At 43.7% G+C, this 22,224-nt stretch carries 19 protein-coding genes; 15 read left to right on the top strand and 4 right to left on the bottom strand.

The features are described 5' to 3' along the window. Positions 1-15 precede the first annotated feature (15 nt). From C805_RS20175 to vanS, 7 genes are all read left to right on the top strand, one after another. Positions 16-1,560 (top strand): methyl-accepting chemotaxis protein, encoded by a 1,545-nt coding sequence (locus tag C805_RS20175; protein WP_016215848.1) that lies wholly within the window; start codon positions 16-18, stop codon positions 1,558-1,560. 90 nt (positions 1,561-1,650) lie between these two features. Beyond that, positions 1,651-2,151 (top strand): 5-(carboxyamino)imidazole ribonucleotide mutase, encoded by a 501-nt coding sequence (purE, locus tag C805_RS20170; RefSeq protein WP_016215847.1) that lies wholly within the window; start codon positions 1,651-1,653, stop codon positions 2,149-2,151. A 79-nt stretch (positions 2,152-2,230) separates the two neighbouring features. After that, on the top strand, positions 2,231-3,256 hold the full coding sequence (purM, locus tag C805_RS20165) for a phosphoribosylformylglycinamidine cyclo-ligase (protein ID WP_016215846.1): 1,026 nt from the start codon (positions 2,231-2,233) through the stop codon (positions 3,254-3,256). Continuing rightward, complete coding sequence (gene purN, locus C805_RS20160; RefSeq protein WP_016215845.1) at positions 3,250-3,897, top strand: phosphoribosylglycinamide formyltransferase; 648 nt, start codon at positions 3,250-3,252, stop codon at positions 3,895-3,897. The genes purM and purN overlap by 7 nt, the downstream gene beginning before the upstream one ends. Next, on the top strand, positions 3,894-5,165 hold the full coding sequence (purD, locus tag C805_RS20155; protein WP_016215844.1) for a phosphoribosylamine--glycine ligase: 1,272 nt from the start codon (positions 3,894-3,896) through the stop codon (positions 5,163-5,165). Before purN ends, purD begins: the two co-directional genes overlap by 4 nt. A gap of 252 nt (positions 5,166-5,417) precedes the next feature. Continuing rightward, positions 5,418-6,122: a VanR-ABDEGLN family response regulator transcription factor gene (vanR, locus tag C805_RS20150; RefSeq protein ID WP_016215843.1), complete on the top strand. Its 705-nt coding sequence runs from the start codon at positions 5,418-5,420 to the stop codon at positions 6,120-6,122. Positions 6,123-6,258: 136 nt separating this feature from the next. Further along, entirely contained in the window at positions 6,259-7,350 is a 1,092-nt protein-coding gene (vanS, locus tag C805_RS20145; RefSeq protein WP_081640388.1) for a vancomycin resistance histidine kinase VanS, read from the top strand. 659 nt (positions 7,351-8,009) lie between these two features. On the opposite strand, the gene C805_RS20140 is transcribed toward vanS, so the two are convergent. From C805_RS20140 to C805_RS20125, 4 genes are all read right to left on the bottom strand, one after another. Further along, on the bottom strand, positions 8,010-10,205 hold the full coding sequence (locus C805_RS20140; RefSeq protein WP_016215841.1) for a DEAD/DEAH box helicase: 2,196 nt from the start codon (positions 10,203-10,205) through the stop codon (positions 8,010-8,012). A gap of 2 nt (positions 10,206-10,207) precedes the next feature. Then, positions 10,208-11,935, bottom strand: coding sequence for a site-specific DNA-methyltransferase (locus tag C805_RS20135; RefSeq protein WP_016215840.1), 1,728 nt, complete (start codon positions 11,933-11,935; stop codon positions 10,208-10,210). Further along, positions 11,932-12,435 (bottom strand): DUF6680 family protein, encoded by a 504-nt coding sequence (locus C805_RS20130; protein WP_016215839.1) that lies wholly within the window; start codon positions 12,433-12,435, stop codon positions 11,932-11,934. Before C805_RS20130 ends, C805_RS20135 begins: the two co-directional genes overlap by 4 nt. A gap of 217 nt (positions 12,436-12,652) precedes the next feature. Then, positions 12,653-13,258 (bottom strand): type IV toxin-antitoxin system AbiEi family antitoxin domain-containing protein, encoded by a 606-nt coding sequence (locus C805_RS20125; protein WP_022751332.1) that lies wholly within the window; start codon positions 13,256-13,258, stop codon positions 12,653-12,655. 361 nt (positions 13,259-13,619) lie between these two features. On the opposite strand from C805_RS20125, the gene vanG reads away from it, so the two are divergent. From vanG to C805_RS25450, 8 genes are all read left to right on the top strand, one after another. Further along, positions 13,620-14,672, top strand: a complete 1,053-nt coding sequence (vanG, locus tag C805_RS20120) for a D-alanine--D-serine ligase VanG (RefSeq protein ID WP_016215837.1) — start codon at positions 13,620-13,622, stop codon at positions 14,670-14,672. A gap of 15 nt (positions 14,673-14,687) precedes the next feature. Beyond that, positions 14,688-15,581 (top strand): M15 family metallopeptidase, encoded by an 894-nt coding sequence (locus C805_RS20115; RefSeq protein ID WP_016215836.1) that lies wholly within the window; start codon positions 14,688-14,690, stop codon positions 15,579-15,581. Further along, positions 15,578-16,612, top strand: a complete 1,035-nt coding sequence (locus tag C805_RS20110) for an acyltransferase family protein (protein ID WP_016215835.1) — start codon at positions 15,578-15,580, stop codon at positions 16,610-16,612. Before C805_RS20115 ends, C805_RS20110 begins: the two co-directional genes overlap by 4 nt. A 35-nt stretch (positions 16,613-16,647) precedes the next feature. After that, positions 16,648-17,766 carry a serine racemase VanT catalytic subunit gene (gene vanT / locus C805_RS20105; protein WP_016215834.1) on the top strand — a complete coding sequence of 373 codons (1,119 nt, stop codon included), beginning with the start codon at positions 16,648-16,650 and terminating at the stop codon, positions 17,764-17,766. 119 nt (positions 17,767-17,885) lie between these two features. Continuing rightward, the gene (gene mutY / locus C805_RS20100) at positions 17,886-18,992 is read left to right on the top strand and encodes an A/G-specific adenine glycosylase (RefSeq protein ID WP_016215833.1); all 1,107 of its coding nucleotides are present in this window, start codon (positions 17,886-17,888) and stop codon (positions 18,990-18,992) included. Between the two features lie 137 nt (positions 18,993-19,129). Further along, positions 19,130-20,485, top strand: a complete 1,356-nt coding sequence (locus C805_RS20095; protein ID WP_016215832.1) for an ATP-binding protein — start codon at positions 19,130-19,132, stop codon at positions 20,483-20,485. Positions 20,486-20,942: 457 nt separating this feature from the next. Then, the gene (locus C805_RS20090) at positions 20,943-21,125 is read left to right on the top strand and encodes a hypothetical protein (protein ID WP_016215831.1); all 183 of its coding nucleotides are present in this window, start codon (positions 20,943-20,945) and stop codon (positions 21,123-21,125) included. Next, positions 21,079-22,101: a DUF5722 domain-containing protein gene (locus C805_RS25450; RefSeq protein ID WP_016215830.1), complete on the top strand. Its 1,023-nt coding sequence runs from the start codon at positions 21,079-21,081 to the stop codon at positions 22,099-22,101. Before C805_RS20090 ends, C805_RS25450 begins: the two co-directional genes overlap by 47 nt. The last annotated feature ends 123 nt before the right edge of the window (positions 22,102-22,224 follow it).

Raw genomic sequence — 22,224 nt, 5'->3', positions numbered from 1 at the left:
TGAAAGGATATAATAATGGAGGAGAAAAAATACAACGAAGCTGACGGTAGGGTTGCTGTGAAAGTGCGGACATACAGCGAAAAACCGGCCCGTGATGCCAGGGCGAACCTTACGGTGCTTCTGCTGATGACCCTGATGGCCATACCTGTTCTGCTGGCGCTGGCCATTCAGTTTACTTCGGACGGGCCTTCCTATGGTAAAATAGCTTTTGTGCCTGCATTGGTGCTGCTGGCAGGAGTGGTGGCAGGCTGGGTGATTTATCGGAAGGATAAATCTTCGGAGTCCCTGAGATATGTGATTCTGGGCAGTTTTCTGACGGGCTGGGGATATCTGATGGCAACAGGAAAAAGCCTTATGATTTTTACCTATGTGTTTCCCATCATGATTGCCCTGATTCTTTATTATGACAGAAAATTTGAAAAGCGGGCTTTTGCGGGAATCATGGCGGTTATGATACTGCGCGGGGTTGTTCTGGCGGCAACGGGGCAGCTGCTGGGGGATGATCTGACGCTGGTGAGCGTCTGTACCGGCATTGTGATAACCATTTCCTATAATGTGACAGCAAGGACAGCCAAAAATTTTGACCACGACACCATCTGGTCTGTGAAAGACCAGCAGGAAGTACAGAATGTCATGATGAAAGATATTCTGAGAATTTCCGAAGCGGTCAAATCAGAAGTGGAACGGACAGATGATCTGGTGGAAAACCTGAGAGATTCTTCTCAGGTGGTACATAGTTCGATTCAGGAAATTTCCATCAGCACCCAGCTCACAGCGGAAAGCGTACAGGAACAGACCATTATGACTTCCCGCATTAAGGACGCCATTGGAGAGACAGCGGAAAATGCCAGAATCATGGTAGAAGCGGCGGAAACTTCTGCCCGCATGGTGGATGAAAGCATGGATATGATTAATCGCATGCGTGCCAGTGCGGAAACCATTGGAAAAACCAACAGTCATGTGGCAGAGTCCATGTCCCAGCTTCAGGACAAAGCCAGGGAAGTACAGCAGATTACGGAAGTTATTTTTGAGATTTCCAGCCAGACCAATCTGCTGGCCTTAAATGCGTCCATTGAAAGCGCCAGAGCCGGAGAGGCAGGAAAAGGATTTGCGGTGGTGGCAGACCAGATCCGGGAATTGTCGGAACAGACCAGAAAATCCACTGAGCAGATTACAGGTATTATTCAGGAGCTGAATACAAACGCCCAGGATGCGGTGAATATTGTGGGTGTTTCCATTGAGGCCATGAGCCAGCAGAATGAAATGATTGAACATGCGGCGGGAGGATTTACGGCAATCCGGGACAATGTGGAAACACTGACCAGAAGAATTTCCGATATAGATTCCAAAATTGAAAACCTGGTACAGTCCAATAATACAATTATTGAAAGTATCAGTCAGTTATCTGCCACCAGTCAGCAGGTTTCCGCAAGCGCTCTGGAAGCGGAGGAACGCAGCCAGCAGAATGAAGCGGAAGCCCAGGAGACCAGGAAACGGCTGAGCAGCGTACAGGAAATTGTACAGGGATTTGCAAAATATCAGGATTCGCAGCGACAGTAAAAGCCTGGAATTTTCGCCGGGCAGATGGCTGCGGATTCTGTGGGATAACAGAAATAATATGATAATAATGCATTATAAAGGAGAAAAGTTATGGCAAGAGTTGGAATTGTTATGGGCAGTGATTCAGATATGCCCGTAATGGCAAAGGCAGCAGATATTCTGGAAGAACTGGGTGTGGAGTATGAGATGACTATTATCTCGGCTCACAGGGAACCGGATGTGTTTTTTGAATATGCCAGTTCTGCAGAGGAAAAAGGATTTAAGGTAATCATTGCAGGTGCGGGCATGGCAGCCCATCTTCCCGGTATGTGCGCGGCAATTTTCCCCATGCCGGTAATCGGCATTCCCATGCATACCACCTCACTGGGCGGAAGGGATTCCCTGTATTCCATCGTACAGATGCCCTCAGGAATTCCCGTTGCCACTGTGGCAATTAACGGAGGCGCCAATGCGGGGCTTCTGGCAGCAAAAATTCTGGCAGCCTCAGACGAAGCGCTGCTGGGCAGGTTAAAGGATTATTCCCGGAAACTGAAAGAACAGGTGGAAGCCAAAGACGCCCGTCTGCAGGAAGTGGGCTATAAGAATTATTAATCTGGCGGCAGGACAGGCAGATAAAATCTCAGGAAATTCAGAGACAGGTAACAGTTCAGAATCAAACGGAGGTAAGAGAATGGATTACAAGAACTCAGGCGTAGACATTGAAGCAGGGTACAAATCTGTGGAACTGATGAAAAAACATGTGCAGCAGACCATGCGTTCGGAGGTACTGACCGGGCTGGGAGGATTTTCCGGTGCATTTTCCATGGAAAAGTTTAAAGATATGGAAAAACCCACGCTGGTATCCGGCACGGATGGTGTGGGAACCAAGCTGAAACTGGCATTTTTAATGGACAGACATGATACCATCGGCATTGACTGTGTGGCAATGTGCGTCAATGATATTGCCTGTGCAGGAGGAGAACCGCTGTTTTTCCTGGATTATATTGCCTGTGGAAAGAATTTTCCGGAAAAAATAGCTACCATAGTAAGCGGTGTGGCAGAAGGATGTATCCAGAGCAATGCGGCCCTGATTGGAGGCGAGACAGCTGAAATGCCGGGCTTTTATCCGGAAGACGAGTATGACCTGGCAGGATTTGCAGTGGGCGTTGTGGACGAAAAAGATATTATTACCGGAAAAGATGTAAAAGCCGGGGACGTGCTTATCGGTATGGCCAGCTCCGGCGTTCATTCCAACGGATTTTCACTGGTGCGTAAAATCTTTAAAATGGACAGGGAAACATTGGATACATACCACGAAGAACTGGGAAAAACACTGGGAGAAGCCCTTCTTGCTCCCACGAAAATATATGTGAAAGCCCTCCGCTCTGTCAAAGAAGCCGGAGTTCGAATCAAAGCCTGCAGCCATATTACCGGGGGCGGATTTTATGAAAATGTGCCCAGAATGCTGCCGGAAGGAAAACATGCGGTTATTGAGAAAAACAGTTATGAAGTTCCGGCAATTTTTCACATGATGGCGCGGGAAGGCAATGTGGAAGAAAAAATCATGTATAACACCTACAATATGGGCATCGGCATGGTGCTGGCGGTGGATAAAGCAGATGTGGAACAGACGCTTAAGGCCATTCAGGCAGCAGGAGAGAGTGCTTATGTCATCGGAAAGGTGGAAGAAGGAGAGAAAGGGGTAACCTTATGCTGAATATAGCAGTCTGTGTATCCGGCGGCGGCACAAATCTGCAGGCCATACTGGACGGGATTGAGCAGGGGGAAATAACCAATACCAGAGTTGCGGCAGTGATCAGCAATAATCCTGGCGCTTATGCCCTGGAACGGGCAGAAAACCATGGAATTGAAGGGGTATGCATTTCTCCGAAACAGTTTCCGGATCGTGAAAGTTTTAACAGGGCCTTTCTGGAGAAGCTGGACAGTTATCAGGTGGATCTGGTGGTGCTGGCAGGATTTCTGGTGGTGCTGCCGGAATCCATGATACAAAAATACAGAAACCGGATTATCAATATCCATCCCTCCCTGATTCCTTCTTTCTGCGGCACCGGATATTATGGGCTGAAAGTCCACGAAGGCGCCCTTGCCCGTGGTGTGAAGGTTACCGGAGCAACGGTTCATTTTGTGGATGAAGGGACGGACACAGGGCCCATTATCCTGCAGCAGCCGGTGATGGTGGAGCAGGAAGACACGCCGGAAACCCTGCAGCGCCGGGTGATGGAGCAGGCTGAATGGAAGATTCTGCCCAGGGCCATAGATTTGATTGCCAGAGGAAAGGTTCGTGTGGAAGACGGGAAAGTTGTGATTTTGGAGCAGCCGAAAAGGAGGAAGTTATGAAAGTATTAATTGTGGGAAGCGGCGGCCGGGAACATGCCATTGCGGCAAGTGCGGCAAAAAGCCCCAAAGTTGATAAAATATACTGTGCGCCGGGAAATGCAGGCATCGGGCAGATTGCAGAATGCGTGCCCATCGGCGCCATGGAATTTGAGAAGCTGGCGGATTTTGCAGAAGAACAGAAGATAGATTTTACCATTATCGGCATGGATGATCCGCTGGTGGGAGGCGTGGTGGACGTATTTGAGGCCAGAGGGCTGAAAGTATTCGGTCCCCGGAAAAATGCGGCCATTCTGGAAGGCAGCAAGGCATTTTCCAAGGATTTGATGAAAAAATACAACATTCCCACCGCAGGTTATGAGACCTTTGAAGATCCCGCAAAAGCTCTTGCCTATCTGGAAACAGCCAGAATGCCCATTGTGCTGAAAGCCGATGGCCTTGCGCTGGGCAAAGGGGTGCTCATCTGCAATACCCTGGAAGAAGCGAAAGCAGGGGTAAAGGAAATCATGGAAGACAAGAAGTTCGGAGACGCCGGAAACCATATGGTGGTGGAAGAATTTATGTCAGGCCGGGAAGTGTCCGTACTGTCCTTTGTGGATGGAAAAACCATTCGGATTATGTCTTCGGCACAGGACCATAAACGGGCGAAAGACGGAGACCAGGGCCTGAATACCGGAGGAATGGGAACCTTTTCTCCCAGTCCTTTCTATACGAAAGAAGTGGACGAGTTCTGTCACAGACATATCTATCAGGCCACCGTGGACGCCATGGCTGCAGAGGGACGTCCCTTTACCGGAATTATTTTCTTTGGGCTGATGCTGACACAGGAAGGGCCAAAAGTTCTGGAGTACAACGCCAGATTCGGTGACCCGGAGGCTCAGGTGGTACTGCCCAGAATGAAAAACGATATGATTGAAGTGATGGAAGCATGTGTGGAAGGCAGGCTTTCCGAGATTGATCTGCAGTTTGAAGACAATGCGGCGGTCTGTGTGGTGCTGGCTTCGGACGGATATCCTGTTTCCTATGAAAAGGGATTTGAAATCCGGGGACTGGAAAAGTTTGATACGGAAGACGGTTACTACTGTTTCCATGCGGGAACCGCCCAAAAAGATGGGAAAATTGTCACCAATGGCGGCCGGGTTCTGGGCGTGACAGCCAAAGGAGCTGATTTGAAGGAAGCCCGTGCCAATGCCTATAAGGCTACGGAATGGGTGGAATTTGACAATAAATATATGCGCCATGATATTGGAAAAGCCATTGACGAGGCATAATAAGACAGAAAACAGAGTAAAACGGGGCTGCTGCACTGAGTAATCGGTGTGCGGCTCCGTTTTTTAAAAAGTTTTTTCGTAACTGATTTAAGGAAATCTTAATAGTTTTAAGGGAAATTAAACAGGAATTTTCAAAAAGTCTCTGATATAATGAAAACAGATGAAAGATTTTCTGCCATGCTCAGACCAGGAAACTGCAGCCGGCATGGCCATCTGAACAGGATAATTTCTACAATCAGGAGATAAAAATATATGAAAGACAGAATTTTAGTGGTAGACGATGAAAAGGAAATTGCTGATTTAATTACCTTTTATCTGGAAAGTGAGAATTTTGAGGTAATCACCTGCTATACGGGCGAAAATGCACTGGAGCAGGTGAACGGGGGCCAGTTTGATCTTGCCATTCTGGATATAATGCTGCCGGGCACCAATGGATTTGAGATTTGCAAAAAAATCCGGGAGATTTACACTTACCCTGTCATTATGCTGACAGCAAAGGACGAGGAGATTGATAAAATCCGGGGACTGATGCTGGGAGCAGACGACTATATGACAAAACCTTTCCGGCCGCTGGAACTGGTGGCCCGCGTAAAGGCCCAGCTGCGCCGCTATAAACGATACAACCAGCCCCGGATTTCAGAGGGACAGGACAACTCTCTGCTGGTGCATGGAGGGCTGATTATGAATGTGAAAACCCACGAATGCCAGCTTGACGAAAAGCCTCTGGTGCTGACGCCCACAGAATTTTCCATTCTGAGAATACTCTGTGAACGCAAAGGCGAGGTTGTCAGTTCGGAAGAGCTGTTCCATGGCGTGTGGAAGGATGAATATTACAGCAAAAGCAATAATACCATTACGGTACATATCCGTCATCTCCGGGAAAAAATGAAAGATTCCGTGGAACATCCGAAATACATAAAAACCATCTGGGGAGTGGGCTATAAAATTGAAAACTGAAGAAAAGAAAAATCCATATGACCTGGAACCGGGCCAGAGGAAGGACTCAGGTTCCGGAATTTCGGGATTCTGGAAAAACAGAAGAAACAGGAAAAAGAAAAACTCCGTTTATTCCAGACTGCAGTTTAAAATATTCATGCAGACTTTTGTGATCGTGATACTGGCATTTCTGATAATTTTTACTTTTTACAGCCGCTTCTGGTTTCGCAGAGTGGGGGACTGGATTGTAAAAATTTTGCAGGATGCCTTTCGGCTGGATTACGAAGATGCGCTGAATATTTATCAGTACGGCCTCAGGGAGAATTCCAGCCTGATTATTTTCGGGGCGGTGGCAGTTTGCTTTCTGCTGCTGTTTCGCTTTTCCCTGTCCTGGTTTGTACGGTATTTTAATGAGATAGACGAAGGGATAGACCGGCTGATTCAGGGCGATAACCGGGAAATTACCATGTCTCCGGAAATGGGGCCCATGGAGCGGAAGCTGAATGTGCTGCGTCAGACTCTGGAGAAACGGGAGCTGGAGGCAAAGCTGGCGGAGGAGCGGAAAAATAACCTTGTGATGTATCTGGCCCATGATATCCGGACGCCTCTCACCTCGGTAATCGGTTATCTGAGCCTTCTGGAAGAAGCGCCGGATATGCCAAAGGAGCAGAAAGCCAAATATGTGCATATTACGCTGGAAAAAGCCAACCGGCTGGAACAGCTTATCAATGAATTTTTTGAAATTACCAGATATAACATTCAGCAGATTGTTCTGGAAAAAGAAAAGATTGACCTGTATTATATGCTGCTGCAGATGATAGAAGAATTTTATCCTGTTCTGGAAGAAAAGGGGAATAAAGTGGTGCTTCACAGTGATGAAAACGTCACGGTCAGCGGTGATCCGGTGAAACTGGCACGGGTATTTAACAATATCCTGAAAAATGCCGTTGCCTACAGTTATCCCAATACCCGGATAGAGATTCTGGTACAGGAAATCCCTGTCACAGAAGAAGCATCAGGAAAGACGGTTATTCGGTTTCAGAATCAGGGAAAAACCATTCCAAAAGAAAAACTGACCGCTGTTTTTGATAAATTTTACCGGTTGGACGAGGCGCGTACTTCCGACACGGGAGGGGCCGGACTGGGGCTTGCCATCGCAAAGGAAATTGTAACCATTCATGGCGGACAGATTTTTGCTGAGAGTGAGAACGGGCAGATTACGTTCCAGGTGGAACTGCCGGGGAATTGAGTATTATCATGTTTTTTGCGCAATGTTCTCCCAGCATAGGGAGAATGCTAACGCCACACAGGGAAGTAATTTGAGAATATATCAAAATACAACTTTATGAGTGTTGCAAAGACGAAAGACAGCGTAAAAGGCAGAAATGCTTTTTATGCTGTCTTATATTTATTCTATAGGAAAGAACTTGTTACTTTAAAGCATGAAAACGTTTTCCTATAGAATAAAAAAGCTCTTATCGCACTGTAGCGCCTCTGGAGTATTATGTCGCAAAGCGACCCACTGCAGGCGGTGAATCCTGCAAAGCAGAATTCTTTTTTGACAAAACAAGAAATAAGTATTTATAAAATAAAATTGCACATTCATCATTCTGCTAATCTCTTGCTACAATGTAGGAATAAAAGAGGTACAGCGTATGCATGAAAAAAGTTTTATTTGGTGTTTGACGAATATGAGTATGGCATAATCATCAATAGTTTTAACGAATTGAGAAACAAGTTAATTGCGGATGGAAGATATATGGATGCAGCTGATAAACGCATTATTAAATTCGCTCACGCTCCTGTTAGGAAATAAAAATAATGATGACGGAGGTTTAAGATTGGTACAAAAGTAAATTGGAACATTTTTCTTTGATTTCTGATTACTCATTTTTTATCTTTCCTTCCTTATAATACATCGGATAGCAGTTTCCAACTGTCATTTTTAATATCGTCAGAATAAGTTTCCGTACAAATGCAAAGTTCGCTGCTTTGCTTATCCTGCCGAACAATACCTCCAAACAGTTTATATTTATTGGTATAAGTCTTTAATACTCTGAATTTTTTGGCAGTGTACTTATCAATGTCTTCGCTATCGCCAGATCTGGTAAAGCCACCTTTTGTTTCGATTATCCACACCTTGCCGTCAGTTGTTCCAACGACATAGTCGGGATAAAATGATTTTTGCTTTCCAAAGTTATCCGCATAAACGATAGAAAAGTATTCAATACCCTTGTCTCCGTTCTTGTAAAACCACTGAATATTTTTGCAGTTCTCACAATAACGTTCAAAAAGTTTTTCTGGCATGGAACGCCTTTCAGCAGAAGAAAGATAGCCTTTATATACATTTTTTGAAAATTCTGCTTGTGATTTTGCAGTTCCATCATATGTAAAAATCATTTCCAGCGGAAATCCAATGGTTTTTTCTGTTGTTTTCGGGAATGCCAAAGTCAGCTGCAGGGATTCGTCTGCCATGGCGTCACGAACATCTTCAACCAACAACGGTTTATTATTGATTATAAAGGCATATAGTTCCCTGGTTTTTATTTTAAGAATTTTGGAGTCGCAACGCAATCCACTGAGAAACAACTTGCGCATAATGGTATTCGTGCTATTGTAATCCAGGTTTACTTTATAACCTATCTCTGCAACACAATGGTGATATTCCTTACCATGTTTATGTGTGCTCAATGGTTCATGTATTGAAATATCATTCAGTTCAGCAATATTTTCTTTTGATAAAATGTTTACAGAACCCGACTTCGTATAGTCAATAATATCTTCCGAAAAAGAATAGCCGTGCACTTCCAATAATACCTTGTTTTTTACCGTATCGCCTGTGATATGATATTTCTTTTCGAAATATTTGTGTATTACTTTAAGAGATAGCTTTGCATCACGGGGATACGGAACATCGGTTTTATATTCACTGATAAGTGTAAAGGAACGATGCTCCGGCTTTAAAAATATCTTGTATGCGTCAAGTGCCTCTTTGCCTAAACTCAGCCTTACACTTTCTGTAAATTTTTCATCCAAAGTATATAAATAGCAGCTATCGAGTAAATCGCTCTCATAGTGTTTGGCTTCAGGCATACGGCGAATCCTTCCGATAGTCTGAATTTCAAACACTTCGCTCATATTATCACGTAGCTTTACAAGAATTTGTGCACGAGGACAATCCCAGCCGGTAGCCACAGCCTGTTTGATGATAACTGCGACAGGTTCTGCGTTCGGTTCTTCGATAGCTTCAAGATTTTGTTTCTTATCGGAAAGCCATATGGCAAGGGTGTTGTTTTCATAGGTAATTCCTTTACTTTCAAAATATTCTACTGTTCTGTCAAGTAAAGCATCAGATTTATTTGGAATCTGCACAATAATAAGGGGATTGATTTCCACTTTTCGCTTTAAATATTCTGAACGAAGCTCCCGCTGTTTATCAATAGCTTTATTAAGCAGATATGTAATTTGATAATCAACGCTTATGTGTTGCTCAAAATTTTCGTTGATAATGAGCAGCTTTTTTATTAAACCTTCCGCAATGACATTTTCTTCAGGAATATCAATCAAAATGGCATCTTTATAATTTTTAGGCGTAGCAGAGCATCGGATTATTTTATCTGAATGAAACAGTTCAATAATATCATCTGCCTTTATGGTATCATTTTGATGAGATTCATCGACGATGATTTTAAAGTTTAAACTATCATCAAGTGCATTTCGTATATGCTCAATAAAGTTTGTACGCTCGCTGTCCTTAAGAGCATTATTGCCTTTTTTTGTCAGCTTTTCCCAGTTGATAAAGCAGGCATCATTTTCCTCAAAACCGGCGGTCATAATATCATAGAGTAATTTTGTCTGGCTTCCGTGAATATAGCGATCCATTTTTTCTTTGCTTTGCTCTTCAAGATTGCCTTTGCCAGGGGTAAGCCAAATAAATACTGTTTTATGGTTACTTTTGAAATACTCATCCATAAAATGAGTAAGTATAATAGTTTTACCGCTTCCCGTACAGCTTTTTAGAATAATATCTCTGTGCGGCTGTTCCATTGCGGCAGTTAAATTAGAGATTGCTTTTATCTGAAAATCAGCAAGGGTAATGTCCATTTTTAGCCCTCCAATTCTTTGTAATAATAGTCAGGAATGATATTTATTGTAATCTTCCTGTCTTTCAAAACTTGTGCTTGCAGCGCATCCATCAAAATATCGTGCCCTAAATATAACTTTCGACATTTAGTGTTGTTTTCAGGTTGAGCAATAAAATTGTCAAGATCTTCTTCAGTAAGCACGATAGCAATTTCAGTATTGTCTGTAAAGTTGATAGCATTTTCTAATTCCACCAATTCACGAATATGTTTTAAAAGCTCATCTGCGTATTCATAATACAGACGGTCTGAAATTGGAACATAGTCAACTTTATAATATTTAAGACTTGCGGGGTACCCTTCTTTGTCAATTACACGCCTGATACGCTCATATGTAACTTCACGGCAGATATTGTTTTCGTTATTGGTACAAAGAATAAACCGGCGATTTCCACCATCTTCTGCATTCATTTTTATCACGGCGTGTCCCGTTGTGCCACTGCCAGCAAAACAATCCAGTACAATAGCACTATCGGAGTAACATATTTGCATTAATTTTTTTAAAAGTGACAGCGGTTTTGGATAATCAAATGCAAAATTCGTAAATATTTGTTTCAAATCTTTTTTTGCATTATCATTGGAATATTCAGCATCCAGAAAATTTAAAGTGGACAGGGGCTTTTTCCGTTCACTAATAACAACCTCATATTTGTCGTTAACATTGCGTTTTATAGCCGCATTTAAATAGGTTTTTGTGTATATCCGAGCTGTTCCATCGGCTTTTTCTTTAACAACAATAAAACCGTTATTATATCCAAATTCAAATAATTCCTTACTCCAACGCCATGCCCAATCTGCTCGATGATGTTTGCCATTTTTTCTCTGTAAGTATTTATTATAGTCAGAACCAGGATAGAAAACTCTTCCCTTAAGTTCAATAGGATAGTCTAATCCTGCACTATAAGACAAACTATCATAGTCAAGGGTTTGATTTAATTTATATTTTCCACGCGTTTCTACATATTCGTCTTCAAATTTGTATCCTTCGTCAATATGCGGAATACCAACAATACCGACAGCAGTAATGTTTTTTGCATAAATTATGACATAATCGTGGTTAGCTGAAATATGATTTGTTGTCTTTCCCGAAGACTTTGTACGACGGGGCATACAACTAATGAAATTCTCTGTTCCAAATATTTCATCACAAAGAAATCTAATATCTGGTTGCTCGTTATCGTCAATAGAAATACAAATAAATCCTTGCGGAGATAGTAGTTTACACATTAGTTCAAGTCGTTTTTTGAGAAATGAAACATATTTGCTATGTCTGAATCCATCTTCGCTCACGATAAATTTATCATCGTAAATAAAATCTTTATTTCCCGTATTATATGGCGGATCTATGTAGATAAGATCGATTTTGCCCTTGTGTGTTTTTTCAAGCAGATGCAACGAGGCAAGATTATCACCTTCAATGAGAAAATTCATCTGTCCGCCATTATCAATAAAAAGGTCTTTATTTTCGGTCAGTACCGGCGTATGTATATCAAGAATCTCGTCTGTTTCTTCACGGTGTTCCTCAAATACAAGACCGTATTTCTTTCCGTTCACATCTTTTTCAAGTTCTGCAAGGTAAGAGAGTAGATTGCCCGTGTTCTCATCCTGTGGCGCAGCAGCGATAAAGTTACGAATCTCTTTGATTTTATATAATAAATCTTCACGCTTTTGTTTCGATATATTCGTGCTCATTTCTGCCCCTCCGTATTTTTCTGCTCCGTTGGTACAATATTAGCCATTGTATTTAACAGAGTATTATATGCCTGCTGTGATGCTGCCTGCTTTTGCCATTGATCTGTCATTCCTTTTGGAATATACGGATTTTGGATTGTTTCCCAAGTAACCTTGTTCTTATATCCAAGAGATTCTGCCATTGTTTCCAGCAATTTATATTGTGCGTTTTGGATCTTTTTAAGTTGAGCTTCATCTGGATTTTGAATACAATATTTATCATATAGGTCTTTCCAAACTGTACGAACTTTTTTATCATCTGAAAATACAATATCAATTATATTAAGACAATGTACGCTTTCCTGCGTCCATCCATATATTCGCGAGGTCATAAGTATCTTAAAAATCTGTATTTTATCTTTTCTTATTTCTGCTTTATTTTGCAAGTGTTGTCCAATCAGGACAGCAGCTATGGGAATTACAATGATTGCGATTAAATTCAATAAATCTTTACATGTCATTTTTCTTTCTCCTTTATATCCACTCGCCATTAATGGCAGACCATTTTTCTGTAAATTCTTTGCCTCCGATTGCTGCTGTAAATGGTTTTGTCAGGAAAGCGTTTATTGTTTTCAGCACGGTACTGTAATCAATGGTTTTAGAGTCAATCTTACGGATAAAGGCCTTCCACTTTCTTTTGCCTTGTTTTTGAGACGTGCAAGTACGGATGCAGCTATATCAGCCATTAAGCAATACCTCCATTATATTCATAACCTTTATATAAAGGTTCATTTCCTTTGCGTATTCAGACAAATTTGCAAGGTTCTTTTTTTCATCAGCAGCATAAGCATTGACAGCTTTATTGAAAATTTCGTTGTCAAGTTTTGTACGGTACTTAAAGCAATCACATATTGTTCGTTCACGGTCATATACGGGCAATATTACATCGTTAAAATTGCCTGTGGACTTACCTGTATCTAAAAATTCCTTTTGAATATAGTAAGCCTTCATCGGAAATTCTTCAATGTTCTTTATGGTACGGGTCGCTGTTCTCGGCACAGCAATCGACCATTCACGGGGAGAAAAATCACTATATCCGTAATGGAACAAAGCAGATTCCACACAAATAATTCCCTGTGGAAGTAACTTGTGTATTAATTGTTCTTCCGTCGAACCATTACTTTGTGGAAGTTGATAAAATCCCCTGCGAATCCTTTCGATGGACCCTTTTTTACAGAAAGCCGCAACTTCATATTTATTTATCCCGTTAGCGGCAAAATCTGAAGTTTTTGCAATGCCGCCGTTATTTTCAATTACTTTTTTTAAAAATTCCGTTTTATTCAAGCAGATACCAACTTTCAGCATACAACTAACAAATAATGTACGCAATTATTATTACATAAGTTTGAGAGAATTGCAACGACTATATACAGAGTCAGTGTAACAAATGTTTGACAAACCTGCATTTCAGATCAGGTTTGTAATAGATCTGCCATTTTTCAGAAATTACATAAAAATCTAAATCAATCTTAAGATTTTACAAAGAAAGAAAAAGCAGAATCTTAAAACAAGTCCATACCAGATCAGGTAACATGGAAATAACGGGAATTGTCAGATGACAGTTTTGTCATATAAAAGTCACCGGCCTGTCATGTTGCCCGGATAAGATAGACAGTAATCAGATGAAGTGAAAGGAGAAGGATTTATGAAGGAGAAAAACAGAAAGAAAATAGCAGTGCTGTTCGGAGGATGTTCCAGTGAATATGAGGTTTCCCTCCAGTCAGCATACGCGGTGCTTACACATACAGATACGGAAAAATATGAATTAATACCCATTGGAATTACCAGAGAAGGCAGGTGGTACCTGTACCGGGGAGAAATCACCCATATTCCCGGCGACAGCTGGTACGATGAAAAACAGTGTATTCCGGTGATGGTTTCTCCGGACAAAAACCTCCATGGGCTTATTCTGTTTCTGAATCAGGGAGTGGAAACCATTGCGCTGGACGGAGCGCTGCCCATTCTTCACGGAAAAAACGGAGAAGACGGAACGGTACAGGGACTGCTGGAACTGGCGGGCATTCCTGTGATTGGCTGCGGCACCATGAGTTCCGCAGTCTGCATGGATAAGGACACTGCTCATCGGCTGGCCGGGGCGCTGGGAGTAAAGGTGCCCAGGTCATACATGGCTTCCCGGACAGAATGGCAGGCTCCCGGACAGCTGGAAGAATGGGGCAGGAAGCTGGGATATCCACTGTTTGTAAAACCTCTGAGGGCAGGTTCCTCTTTTGGAATTACAAAAGTAAATGAGCCGCAGGAACTGCCGGCAGCAGTGGAACATGCTTTTGCATACGACTCTCATATCATACTGGAAGAAATGATACAGGGATTTGAAGTGGGATGTGCAGTGCTGGGGACGGAAGAACTGTTTGTGGGTGAGGTGGATGAGATAGAATTGTCGGAAGGATTCTTTGATTATACGGAAAAATATACCCTGAAATCCTCCAAAATTCATGTACCTGCCAGGATTACGCCCCAAAAGGCCAGAGAAGTGCAGGAAACGGCAAAAATACTCTATCGGGGCCTGGGCTGCAGTTATTTTGCCAGAGTGGATATGTTTCTGACACCGGAAGGAGAAATTTATTTTAATGAAATCAATACCATTCCCGGATTTACCTCTCACAGCCGGTATCCCAATATGATGAAGGCTGCCGGTATCTCCTTTGAAGAACTTCTGAACAGATTACTGGAACTGTAGAAAGCAGGTGTGAAAATGATATTGGAAAAAAACAAAAAGGCCGGGGAAAGCCTGGGCCTGAAACCGGAGGGAGCCTGTGAGGAAAGTCTGCCGTTTACGGAAACCGGGTGTATTCTGCTGCCGGAAAGCCATATATATCAGGGGAGCCTGATTCTGGTCAGTCAGAAATATCCGGTGAGATTTCATCTTCCGGAGAAAAGGCTGGGTTCTGTATTTCCTGGTCAGCCGGAACTTAAAATGGAGCTGGAAAGCGCGGGAATGCTGCGGGAGCTTCTTTGGGAAATCCAGGGGAATCAGCAGAAGATTGTGGGCGTCAGCGGTTATCGTACAGGAGAAGAACAGACTGCTATTTTCCAGGATTCTCTGAGAGAAAATGGAAGGGAATTTACAGAAAAATATGTGGCCTTTCCGGAACACAGCGAGCATCAGACGGGGTTTGCCATGGATCTGGCAGAAAACAGACCGGACATTGATTTTATCCGGCCGGAATTTCCGTATGACGGTATCTGCCGGAAGTTTCGGGAGCGGGCGGCAGATTTTGGTTTTATTGAACGTTATACGAAAGAAAAGCAGAAGGTAACGGGAATCGGTACGGAGCCCTGGCATTTCCGGTATGTGGGCAGTCCGCACGCTGCACTGATACTGGAAAAGGGAATGGCCCTGGAAGAATATACCCAGTGGCTGAAACAGTTCTCGTGGCCGGATTCTGTTCTGAGCATGAACAGAAAAGGAACCGTAATACGAATCGGATATGTGAAAGCTCAGGGAGCGCTTACAGAGGTAAAACTGCCGGAGGAGCTGTATCATGAAAGTTCTGTTTTGGGAAAACGCAGGAAAAATCTGAAAGTATCAGGAAATAACGTGGATGGATTTGTTATCACAGTGATTTCAGGCCAGGAGGGAGTATGAGACAGAGAAAAAATTATGCCGCCATAGATAATTTCCGGCTGATTGCCGCCCTGCTGATTGTTGCCATTCACACAGGCCCTCTGGAATCTTTTAGCAGTACGGCGGATTTCCTTGTGACTTACTGTGCCGGAAGAATAGCAGTGCCCTTTTTTCTGATGGTGACGGGTTTTTTTGTGCTGGCCCCTTATCAGAAAACTGCGGGACGCTCTTCTTATCAGGCAGAACAGGCCGCAGGCAAGGTATGGAAGTTTCTGAAAAAAACAGCGCTGTTGTACGGAGCTGCCATACTGCTGTATCTGCCCGTGATGATTTATGCAAAACAGTGGAATAACAGTCCGGGAGAATGGCTGAAAGAAATCTTTTTTGACGGGACTTTTTATCATCTCTGGTATCTGCCTGCAGTTCTGACGGGCTGTATCCTGCTGGCAGGACTTTTGTATGTCTGCAGCCCCCCGATGATATCACTGATTGTATTTGTACTGTATCTTGTGGGCGCCGGAGGGGACAGTTATTATCAGCTTCTCAGTCAGGCGGCGCCTGTTAAGGTTTTTTATGAGGGCATTTTCTGTATCAGCTCTTATACCAGAAACGGGATATTTTTTGCACCCGCATTTTTATGGCTGGGCGTAATTATTGCCAACGGGAAAATCAGGATGTCCGCAAAATATGCACTGACAGGGTTCCTGATTTCCATGACAGGAATGATGGGAGAAGGGCTTTTGTCCTGGAGTCTGGAATGGCAGAAGCACAACAGTATGTACCTGCTGCTGCCTGTGGTGATGTTTTTCCTGTTTGAACTGCTGCTTTCCGCAGAGGGGACTTTTTCCATTCCCATGGTGCGGGATCTGTCCATGTGCGTGTACATCATTCATCCCATATGCATTATTCTGGTGCGGGGGCTGGCGGGAGCGCTGAAAGTGACAGACATTTTTGTGGAGCAGTCCCTGATTCACTATCTGGCTGTGTGTGCCCTTTCCCTGATTCTGTCTGCCGGTATTGCTCTGGGGCTTCAGATGTATCGGAGGGAGTGAAAGGGAAAAGATTTTATGCGAAAACGGAGGTAACTATGTATCAGAAAGGCCGGGCATGGATTGAACTGAATATGGAAAACCTGAAACACAATACGGAGCAGTTTCGGCGTCTGCTTCCTTCAGACTGCGCTCTGATGCCGGCGGTAAAGGCCAATGCTTACGGACATGGGGCCCTGCCTGTTTCCAGGGCTTTGCAGCAGCAGGGCGTAAACAGTTTCTGTGTGGCTTCCGTGTCAGAAGGAATTGAACTGCGCCGGGGAGGAATCACCGGGGAAATACTGGTGCTGGCTTACACACATCCCGGCCAGTTCGGCGATTTGATTACATATGGTCTGACCCAGACCGTGGTAGACGGGAATTATGCACGGGAACTGCAGCGTGACGGTCGAAGATTCACGGTTCATGTGGGAATCGACACAGGTATGCACCGTCTTGGGGAACGTTGGGAAAATATGGATGAAATTGTAAAAATATTTCAGACGTCCAACCTGAATGTGACGGGGCTTTATTCCCATCTGTGTGTGTCAGACGGACAGACGCAGGAAGAGCGGGCCTATACGCTGGAACAGGTACAGCATTTTGAATTTGTGGTGGAGGAACTTCACCGGAGAGGAATTCATGACTTCAAATGCCATCTGCAGGGAAGTTACGGGATACTGAATTATTCGGAACTCTGTTTTGACTATGCCAGGGCCGGAATAGCGCTGTATGGTATTCTGAGCGAGAAAAGCGATAAAATAAATGCTTCCGTGGAACTGAAGCCGGTGCTGTCTTTAAAGACCAGAGTGGAGAGCGTAAAAATGCTGTATCAGGGGGAAGGGGCCGGATATGGACTGACTTACCGCACAGGAAGTAACCGGAAAATCGGTGTGCTTTCCATCGGGTATGCCGACGGGATTCCCCGGACACTGTCCAACTGCGGGTATGTGCTCTGCAATGGCAGGCCCGCGCCGGTGGTGGGGCGGATCTGTATGGATCAGATGACCGTGGATCTGAGTGAAGTTCCTCAGGTAAAAGCAGGAGATGAGGCGGTTCTGATTGGAACTTCCGGAAATCTGGAAATCCGGGCGGAGGATCTGGCCCACTGGACGGGCACCATCAGCAATGAAATTCTCAGCCGGATGGGAGAGCGTCTGGAGCGGGTATTGGAATAGAGGCAGCGTTTATTCTGTGCGCAGGTTTGCCGGTGAAAGGAAAGATATGATTATTCCGGCATTCGTGTTATAATAGGTTCCGGAGATAAGAATATTGCAAAAGGAGCCTTGGAAAAATTATGATGGAAAATTTTCCGCTGAAACAGATTGTGGAGCCATTACTGGAATGGTTCCGGGAAAACGCCCGCACCCTGCCCTGGAGAGAGACGCCCACCCCTTACCGTGTATGGGTATCGGAAATTATGCTGCAGCAGACAAGAGTAGAAGCAGTAAAGCCTTATTTTGAACGGTTTACAGAAGCCCTGCCGGATGTACAGGCGCTGGCAGAATGTGAGGAGGAACGTCTGCTGAAACTGTGGGAAGGGCTGGGCTACTATAATCGGGTGCGGAATATGCAGGCTGCAGCCAGAACTGTGATGGAAGAATATGGCGGGGAACTTCCGGCAGATTATGAAAAACTTCTGGCACTTAAAGGCATTGGTCCTTATACAGCCGGAGCCATCGCCTCTATTGCCTGCGGAATTCCCGTTCCCGCAGTGGACGGAAATGTACTGAGGGTCATTACCAGAGTGTCGGCAGACAATTCAGATATTATGAAACAGTCCGTGCGCACCAGGACAGAAAGGGCTTTGCAGAATATTATGCCGGCAGACCAGGCCAGCGCCTTTAATCAGGCTCTGATGGAACTGGGAGCTACCATTTGTCTGCCCAATGGTGCGCCTCTCTGCGATAAATGCCCCTGGAGGGAATTCTGTGAAGCACGGAAAAATAACCTCTGGCAGGAGCTTCCGGTAAAAAGCAGACCCAAACCCAGACGAATCGAAGAGAAAACGGTTTTTATTATCCGGGACGGAGAAAAAATTGTACTGCATAAACGGCCGGCCAGGGGGCTTCTGGCCGGTATGTATGAATTTCCAAACACCGGCGGTCATCTGACGGAGGAAGAAGCGCTGCAATGGGTGAAACAGCAGAAACTGCAGCCCATCCATATTCGGAAACTGGAGCCGGCAAAGCATATTTTTTCCCATGTGGAATGGCATATGACCGGGTATGTGATCCGGGTGGATGAGCTGGCGGAAAATACCAGCGGTATGTTGTTCGTGGAAGCGGCAGAGTCAGAGAAACGGTATCCGATTCCCGCCGCATTTGCCGCTTATACCAGATATATGGACATCCGCCTGGGGAATGAGCGGTTTGGGAAAGAGCAGGATTTGGGAAAAATGTGAAAAGCAGGGGAAAAAGTTGCGGAAAAATGTGATATGCAGAAAGAAAGCAGCAGGAAAAATGTGATATACAGAGGTTGAAACACCGGGAAAAATGTGATACTCTGGTTCTGACGAAGAAAATCAGAGAGGATTATAGTATGGAATTGCTGAAAAGAAAGACAGATAAAATATTGCTGCAGTGGAAAAATAATCCGGAGCGTTTGCCGCTGATTGTAAAAGGAGCCAGGCAGATTGGAAAGACAGAGTCTGTCAGGCTGTTTGGGCGGAAGAATTATAAAAATGTAATAGAAATTAATTTCATTTTGCAGAAACAGTACAAAAGCATTTTTGATGATGGGTTTGAAGTGGATACCATTCTGAAAAATATGTCGCTGATAAACCCTTCGCTTACATTCCCGCCAGGAGAGACATTATTCTTTTTTGATGAAATTCAGGACTGTATTAATTGTGCTACCAGCCTGAAATCCTTTAAACTGGACGGAAGATTTGACGTAATCTGCTCCGGTTCTCTGATGGGGATAAATTATCATGAAATAGAGTCTAACAGTGTTGGATTTAAGGAAGATTATCATATGCATTCCATGGATTTTGAGGAATTCCTGTGGGCAAAAGGGTATCGGGAAGAACAGATAGAAGATATGTATCAGCATATGCTTCTGGTATTGCCATTTTCAGAACTGGAATGGAAAGTATATGCAGAGATTTTTAAGGAATATATGGTGGTTGGAGGTATGCCTGCCATAGTAAACAGGTTCGTAAAAAATAATCATTACAGTGGAATCCTGAATATGCAGCGGCAGATTTTACTGGACTATGAGGAAGATATCACCAAATATGCCGGAGGTCTCGACAAAGGAAAAATATTAAATGTATATCGTAAAATACCGGTTTTCCTGGGAAGAGATAACAAAAAATTTCAGATATCCAAAGTTGCTCACGGGGCCAGAAACCGGGAATATGTGGGTGTTATCGAGTGGCTGGACAATGCGGGAATGATTAATATCTGTTACTGCATGGAACAGCCGGAACTTCCATTAAAAGGCAATTATGATCCTGATAATTATAAAATTTATTTCAGAGATACGGGGCTTCTGATTGCATCTTTGGATGAGGAAGCCCAGGAGGATGTACGAAATAATAAAAATTTCAATACTTATAAAGGCGCATTGTATGAAAACCTCATAGGAGATATGCTGGTAAAGCAGGGATATCAGCTTTACTTTTTTAAAAATCAGAAAGGGACGCTGGAAATGGATTTTTTCGTCAGAGACAGAGAGAGCCTGATTCCGCTGGAGGTGAAGGCCAGCGACGGAGCCACGGTGTCGCTGAACAATCTGATTGCAAAAAGTAAATATGGCGATATTTTTTATGGAATCAAACTGGGGAACAAAAATATCGGTTTTAACGGTAAATTTTATACATTTCCATATTTTCTTACATTTTTGCTGAAACGTTTTCTGCGGGAACACGAAAACAGCAGGAAAGAGAGTTGATAAATATCAGGACAAAAGAGGAGCCGGTGCATTGGGCACCGGCTTTCATATGAAAAAGATTTATATAAAAAAGTGAGGATACACTGTGTAAACGGGAGGACCCTGCCCTGTCGGCAGGGGTATGAAAAAGATATTCGGTATTGTCTTTAAATACTGTTTTTCTTTTATGATGACAGTATATCCGCTAAATGTGACCTTACTGTGTTTATAATATGAGAAATATGTAAAGAATATATGAACAATTTAAAAAACAAACAGAAAATTCCTGCATGAATCAGGGAGTCAGACGGGTGCAGCACCCTTTTGGCTCCCTGATTTAATATCTGCAGCTGTGTTCTGCCCTGTGCAAACCGGCAGTGGAAAAAAGTTCGGATGCCCGGTAGGATAAACAGGTAAAAACAAAATCATATTTACAGAAGGAGGAAACCGGAAGCGGCAGGATTCCGGGGAGAGAATTATGAACAAAATAATAAGAAGTCTGTATACGGCCATGGTGCAGGATCTTACTCCGGCGGACAGAATCAGCCAGTCCATGAAGGAAGAAATTCTCAATCTGCTGAAAGAGGAGGAAGCCAGTCTGGACCGTCAGGTCTATGAGCGATACCGGGATAAGGCTTTCCAGGCCGCTTCTGCTCTGTGAGGATAATCCGTCTGTTCCCTATACCTATAACGGGAAAACATATTATTTTAATTCACTAAATTACTACAAAAGTGTGGTCAGAGAGTGTAATGCCAATAACGTCAGTGTAACAGTGCAGATGCTGCTGAACTGGCCGGAGGGACATGAAGACCTGATCAATGAGGGTGCAAGAGTGCCGGGGAAATTATTTTACAGCTGGAACATTTATTCCAACAGTGCCAGAGAAAAAATGGAAGCCATGTTCTGTTATCTTGGGATGGTTTTCAGTCAGAAGGACTGTTATGTGTCCAACTGGATTCTGGGGAATGAAGTAAATCACCCTTCCGGCTGGAATTATGCGGGAAATATGTCGAAAGACATTTACTTTGAGACCTACGCCTATGCGTTCCGTTCCCTGTATTATGCTATTCGCAGCCAGTACGCCAACGCTCATATTTTCATATGCACGGACAATTACTGGAGCCCCTCGTCTTCAAGACGTTTCAGTGCAAGGCAGACCATTACTTATTTTGTGGAGCATTTAAATGCCATACAGAAAGGGCTGAAGTGGAATCTTGCTTACCACGCCTGTTCGTTCCCTCTGACTTATACCAGAGTCTGGAAAGGCTACGGAATTACAAATGATATCAATACCCCTTCGGTAAATATTTTTGTCTACTATGTCTGTGCCCGGCTTTTGAACATCAGTACCGCCTTCAGCAGCGGAACTGCCTGGCTTTTGTCTGTACTGTTTGCTTTTGCAACCAATAAAATATGGGTATTTGAGAGCAAAAGCCAGGGCAGGGAACTTCTGCAGGAGATGATTTCATTTTTCTCCTTAAGGCTGCTGACGGGAATTCTGGATGTAATCATCATGTATGTCAGCGTAGAGCTGCTGAACTGGAATGACATGATGATGAAGGTACTGGTAAATGTACTTGTGATCGTTTTGAATTACGGGGCCAGCAGGCTGGTGATTTTTAAAGACAGGAGATAAAAGTAGAAAGAAGAGCCTGACGGCAGGTACAGTATGGAAGGTAAACAGCAAAATAAATCATTGGTTTCAGGGAACAGGCAGCGGTAACTGTCAGGAAAAATAAGAAATTATTAAGAAAAAAAA

The organism is Eubacterium sp. 14-2 (assembly GCF_000403845.2).
GTDB lineage: Bacteria > Bacillota > Clostridia > Lachnospirales > Lachnospiraceae > Petralouisia.
The sequence above is the reverse complement of the archived record's forward strand: the minus strand, read 5'-3'. Positions and strand labels throughout refer to the sequence as shown.

Bases quoted from the DNA above. Each gene is read 5' to 3' on its own strand.
- C805_RS20175 (WP_016215848.1), top strand. From the start codon at position 16: ATGGAGGAGAAAAAATACAACGAAGCTGACGGTAGGGTTGCTGTGAAA.
- vanG (WP_016215837.1), top strand. From the start codon at position 13,620: ATGAAGGAGAAAAACAGAAAGAAAATAGCAGTGCTGTTCGGAGGATGT.
- purD (WP_016215844.1), top strand. From the start codon at position 3,894: ATGAAAGTATTAATTGTGGGAAGCGGCGGCCGGGAACATGCCATTGCG.
- purE (WP_016215847.1), top strand. From the start codon at position 1,651: ATGGCAAGAGTTGGAATTGTTATGGGCAGTGATTCAGATATGCCCGTA.
- C805_RS20115 (WP_016215836.1), top strand. From the start codon at position 14,688: ATGATATTGGAAAAAAACAAAAAGGCCGGGGAAAGCCTGGGCCTGAAA.
- C805_RS20090 (WP_016215831.1), top strand. From the start codon at position 20,943: ATGAACAAAATAATAAGAAGTCTGTATACGGCCATGGTGCAGGATCTT.
- vanT (WP_016215834.1), top strand. From the start codon at position 16,648: ATGTATCAGAAAGGCCGGGCATGGATTGAACTGAATATGGAAAACCTG.
- C805_RS20135 (WP_016215840.1), bottom strand. From the start codon at position 11,935: ATGAGCACGAATATATCGAAACAAAAGCGTGAAGATTTATTATATAAA.
- C805_RS20095 (WP_016215832.1), top strand. From the start codon at position 19,130: ATGGAATTGCTGAAAAGAAAGACAGATAAAATATTGCTGCAGTGGAAA.
- vanS (WP_081640388.1), top strand. From the start codon at position 6,259: ATGCAGACTTTTGTGATCGTGATACTGGCATTTCTGATAATTTTTACT.
- C805_RS20110 (WP_016215835.1), top strand. From the start codon at position 15,578: ATGAGACAGAGAAAAAATTATGCCGCCATAGATAATTTCCGGCTGATT.
- C805_RS25450 (WP_016215830.1), top strand. From the start codon at position 21,079: ATGAGCGATACCGGGATAAGGCTTTCCAGGCCGCTTCTGCTCTGTGAG.
- purN (WP_016215845.1), top strand. From the start codon at position 3,250: ATGCTGAATATAGCAGTCTGTGTATCCGGCGGCGGCACAAATCTGCAG.
- vanR (WP_016215843.1), top strand. From the start codon at position 5,418: ATGAAAGACAGAATTTTAGTGGTAGACGATGAAAAGGAAATTGCTGAT.
- C805_RS20130 (WP_016215839.1), bottom strand. From the start codon at position 12,435: ATGACATGTAAAGATTTATTGAATTTAATCGCAATCATTGTAATTCCC.
- mutY (WP_016215833.1), top strand. From the start codon at position 17,886: ATGATGGAAAATTTTCCGCTGAAACAGATTGTGGAGCCATTACTGGAA.
- C805_RS20140 (WP_016215841.1), bottom strand. From the start codon at position 10,205: ATGGACATTACCCTTGCTGATTTTCAGATAAAAGCAATCTCTAATTTA.
- purM (WP_016215846.1), top strand. From the start codon at position 2,231: ATGGATTACAAGAACTCAGGCGTAGACATTGAAGCAGGGTACAAATCT.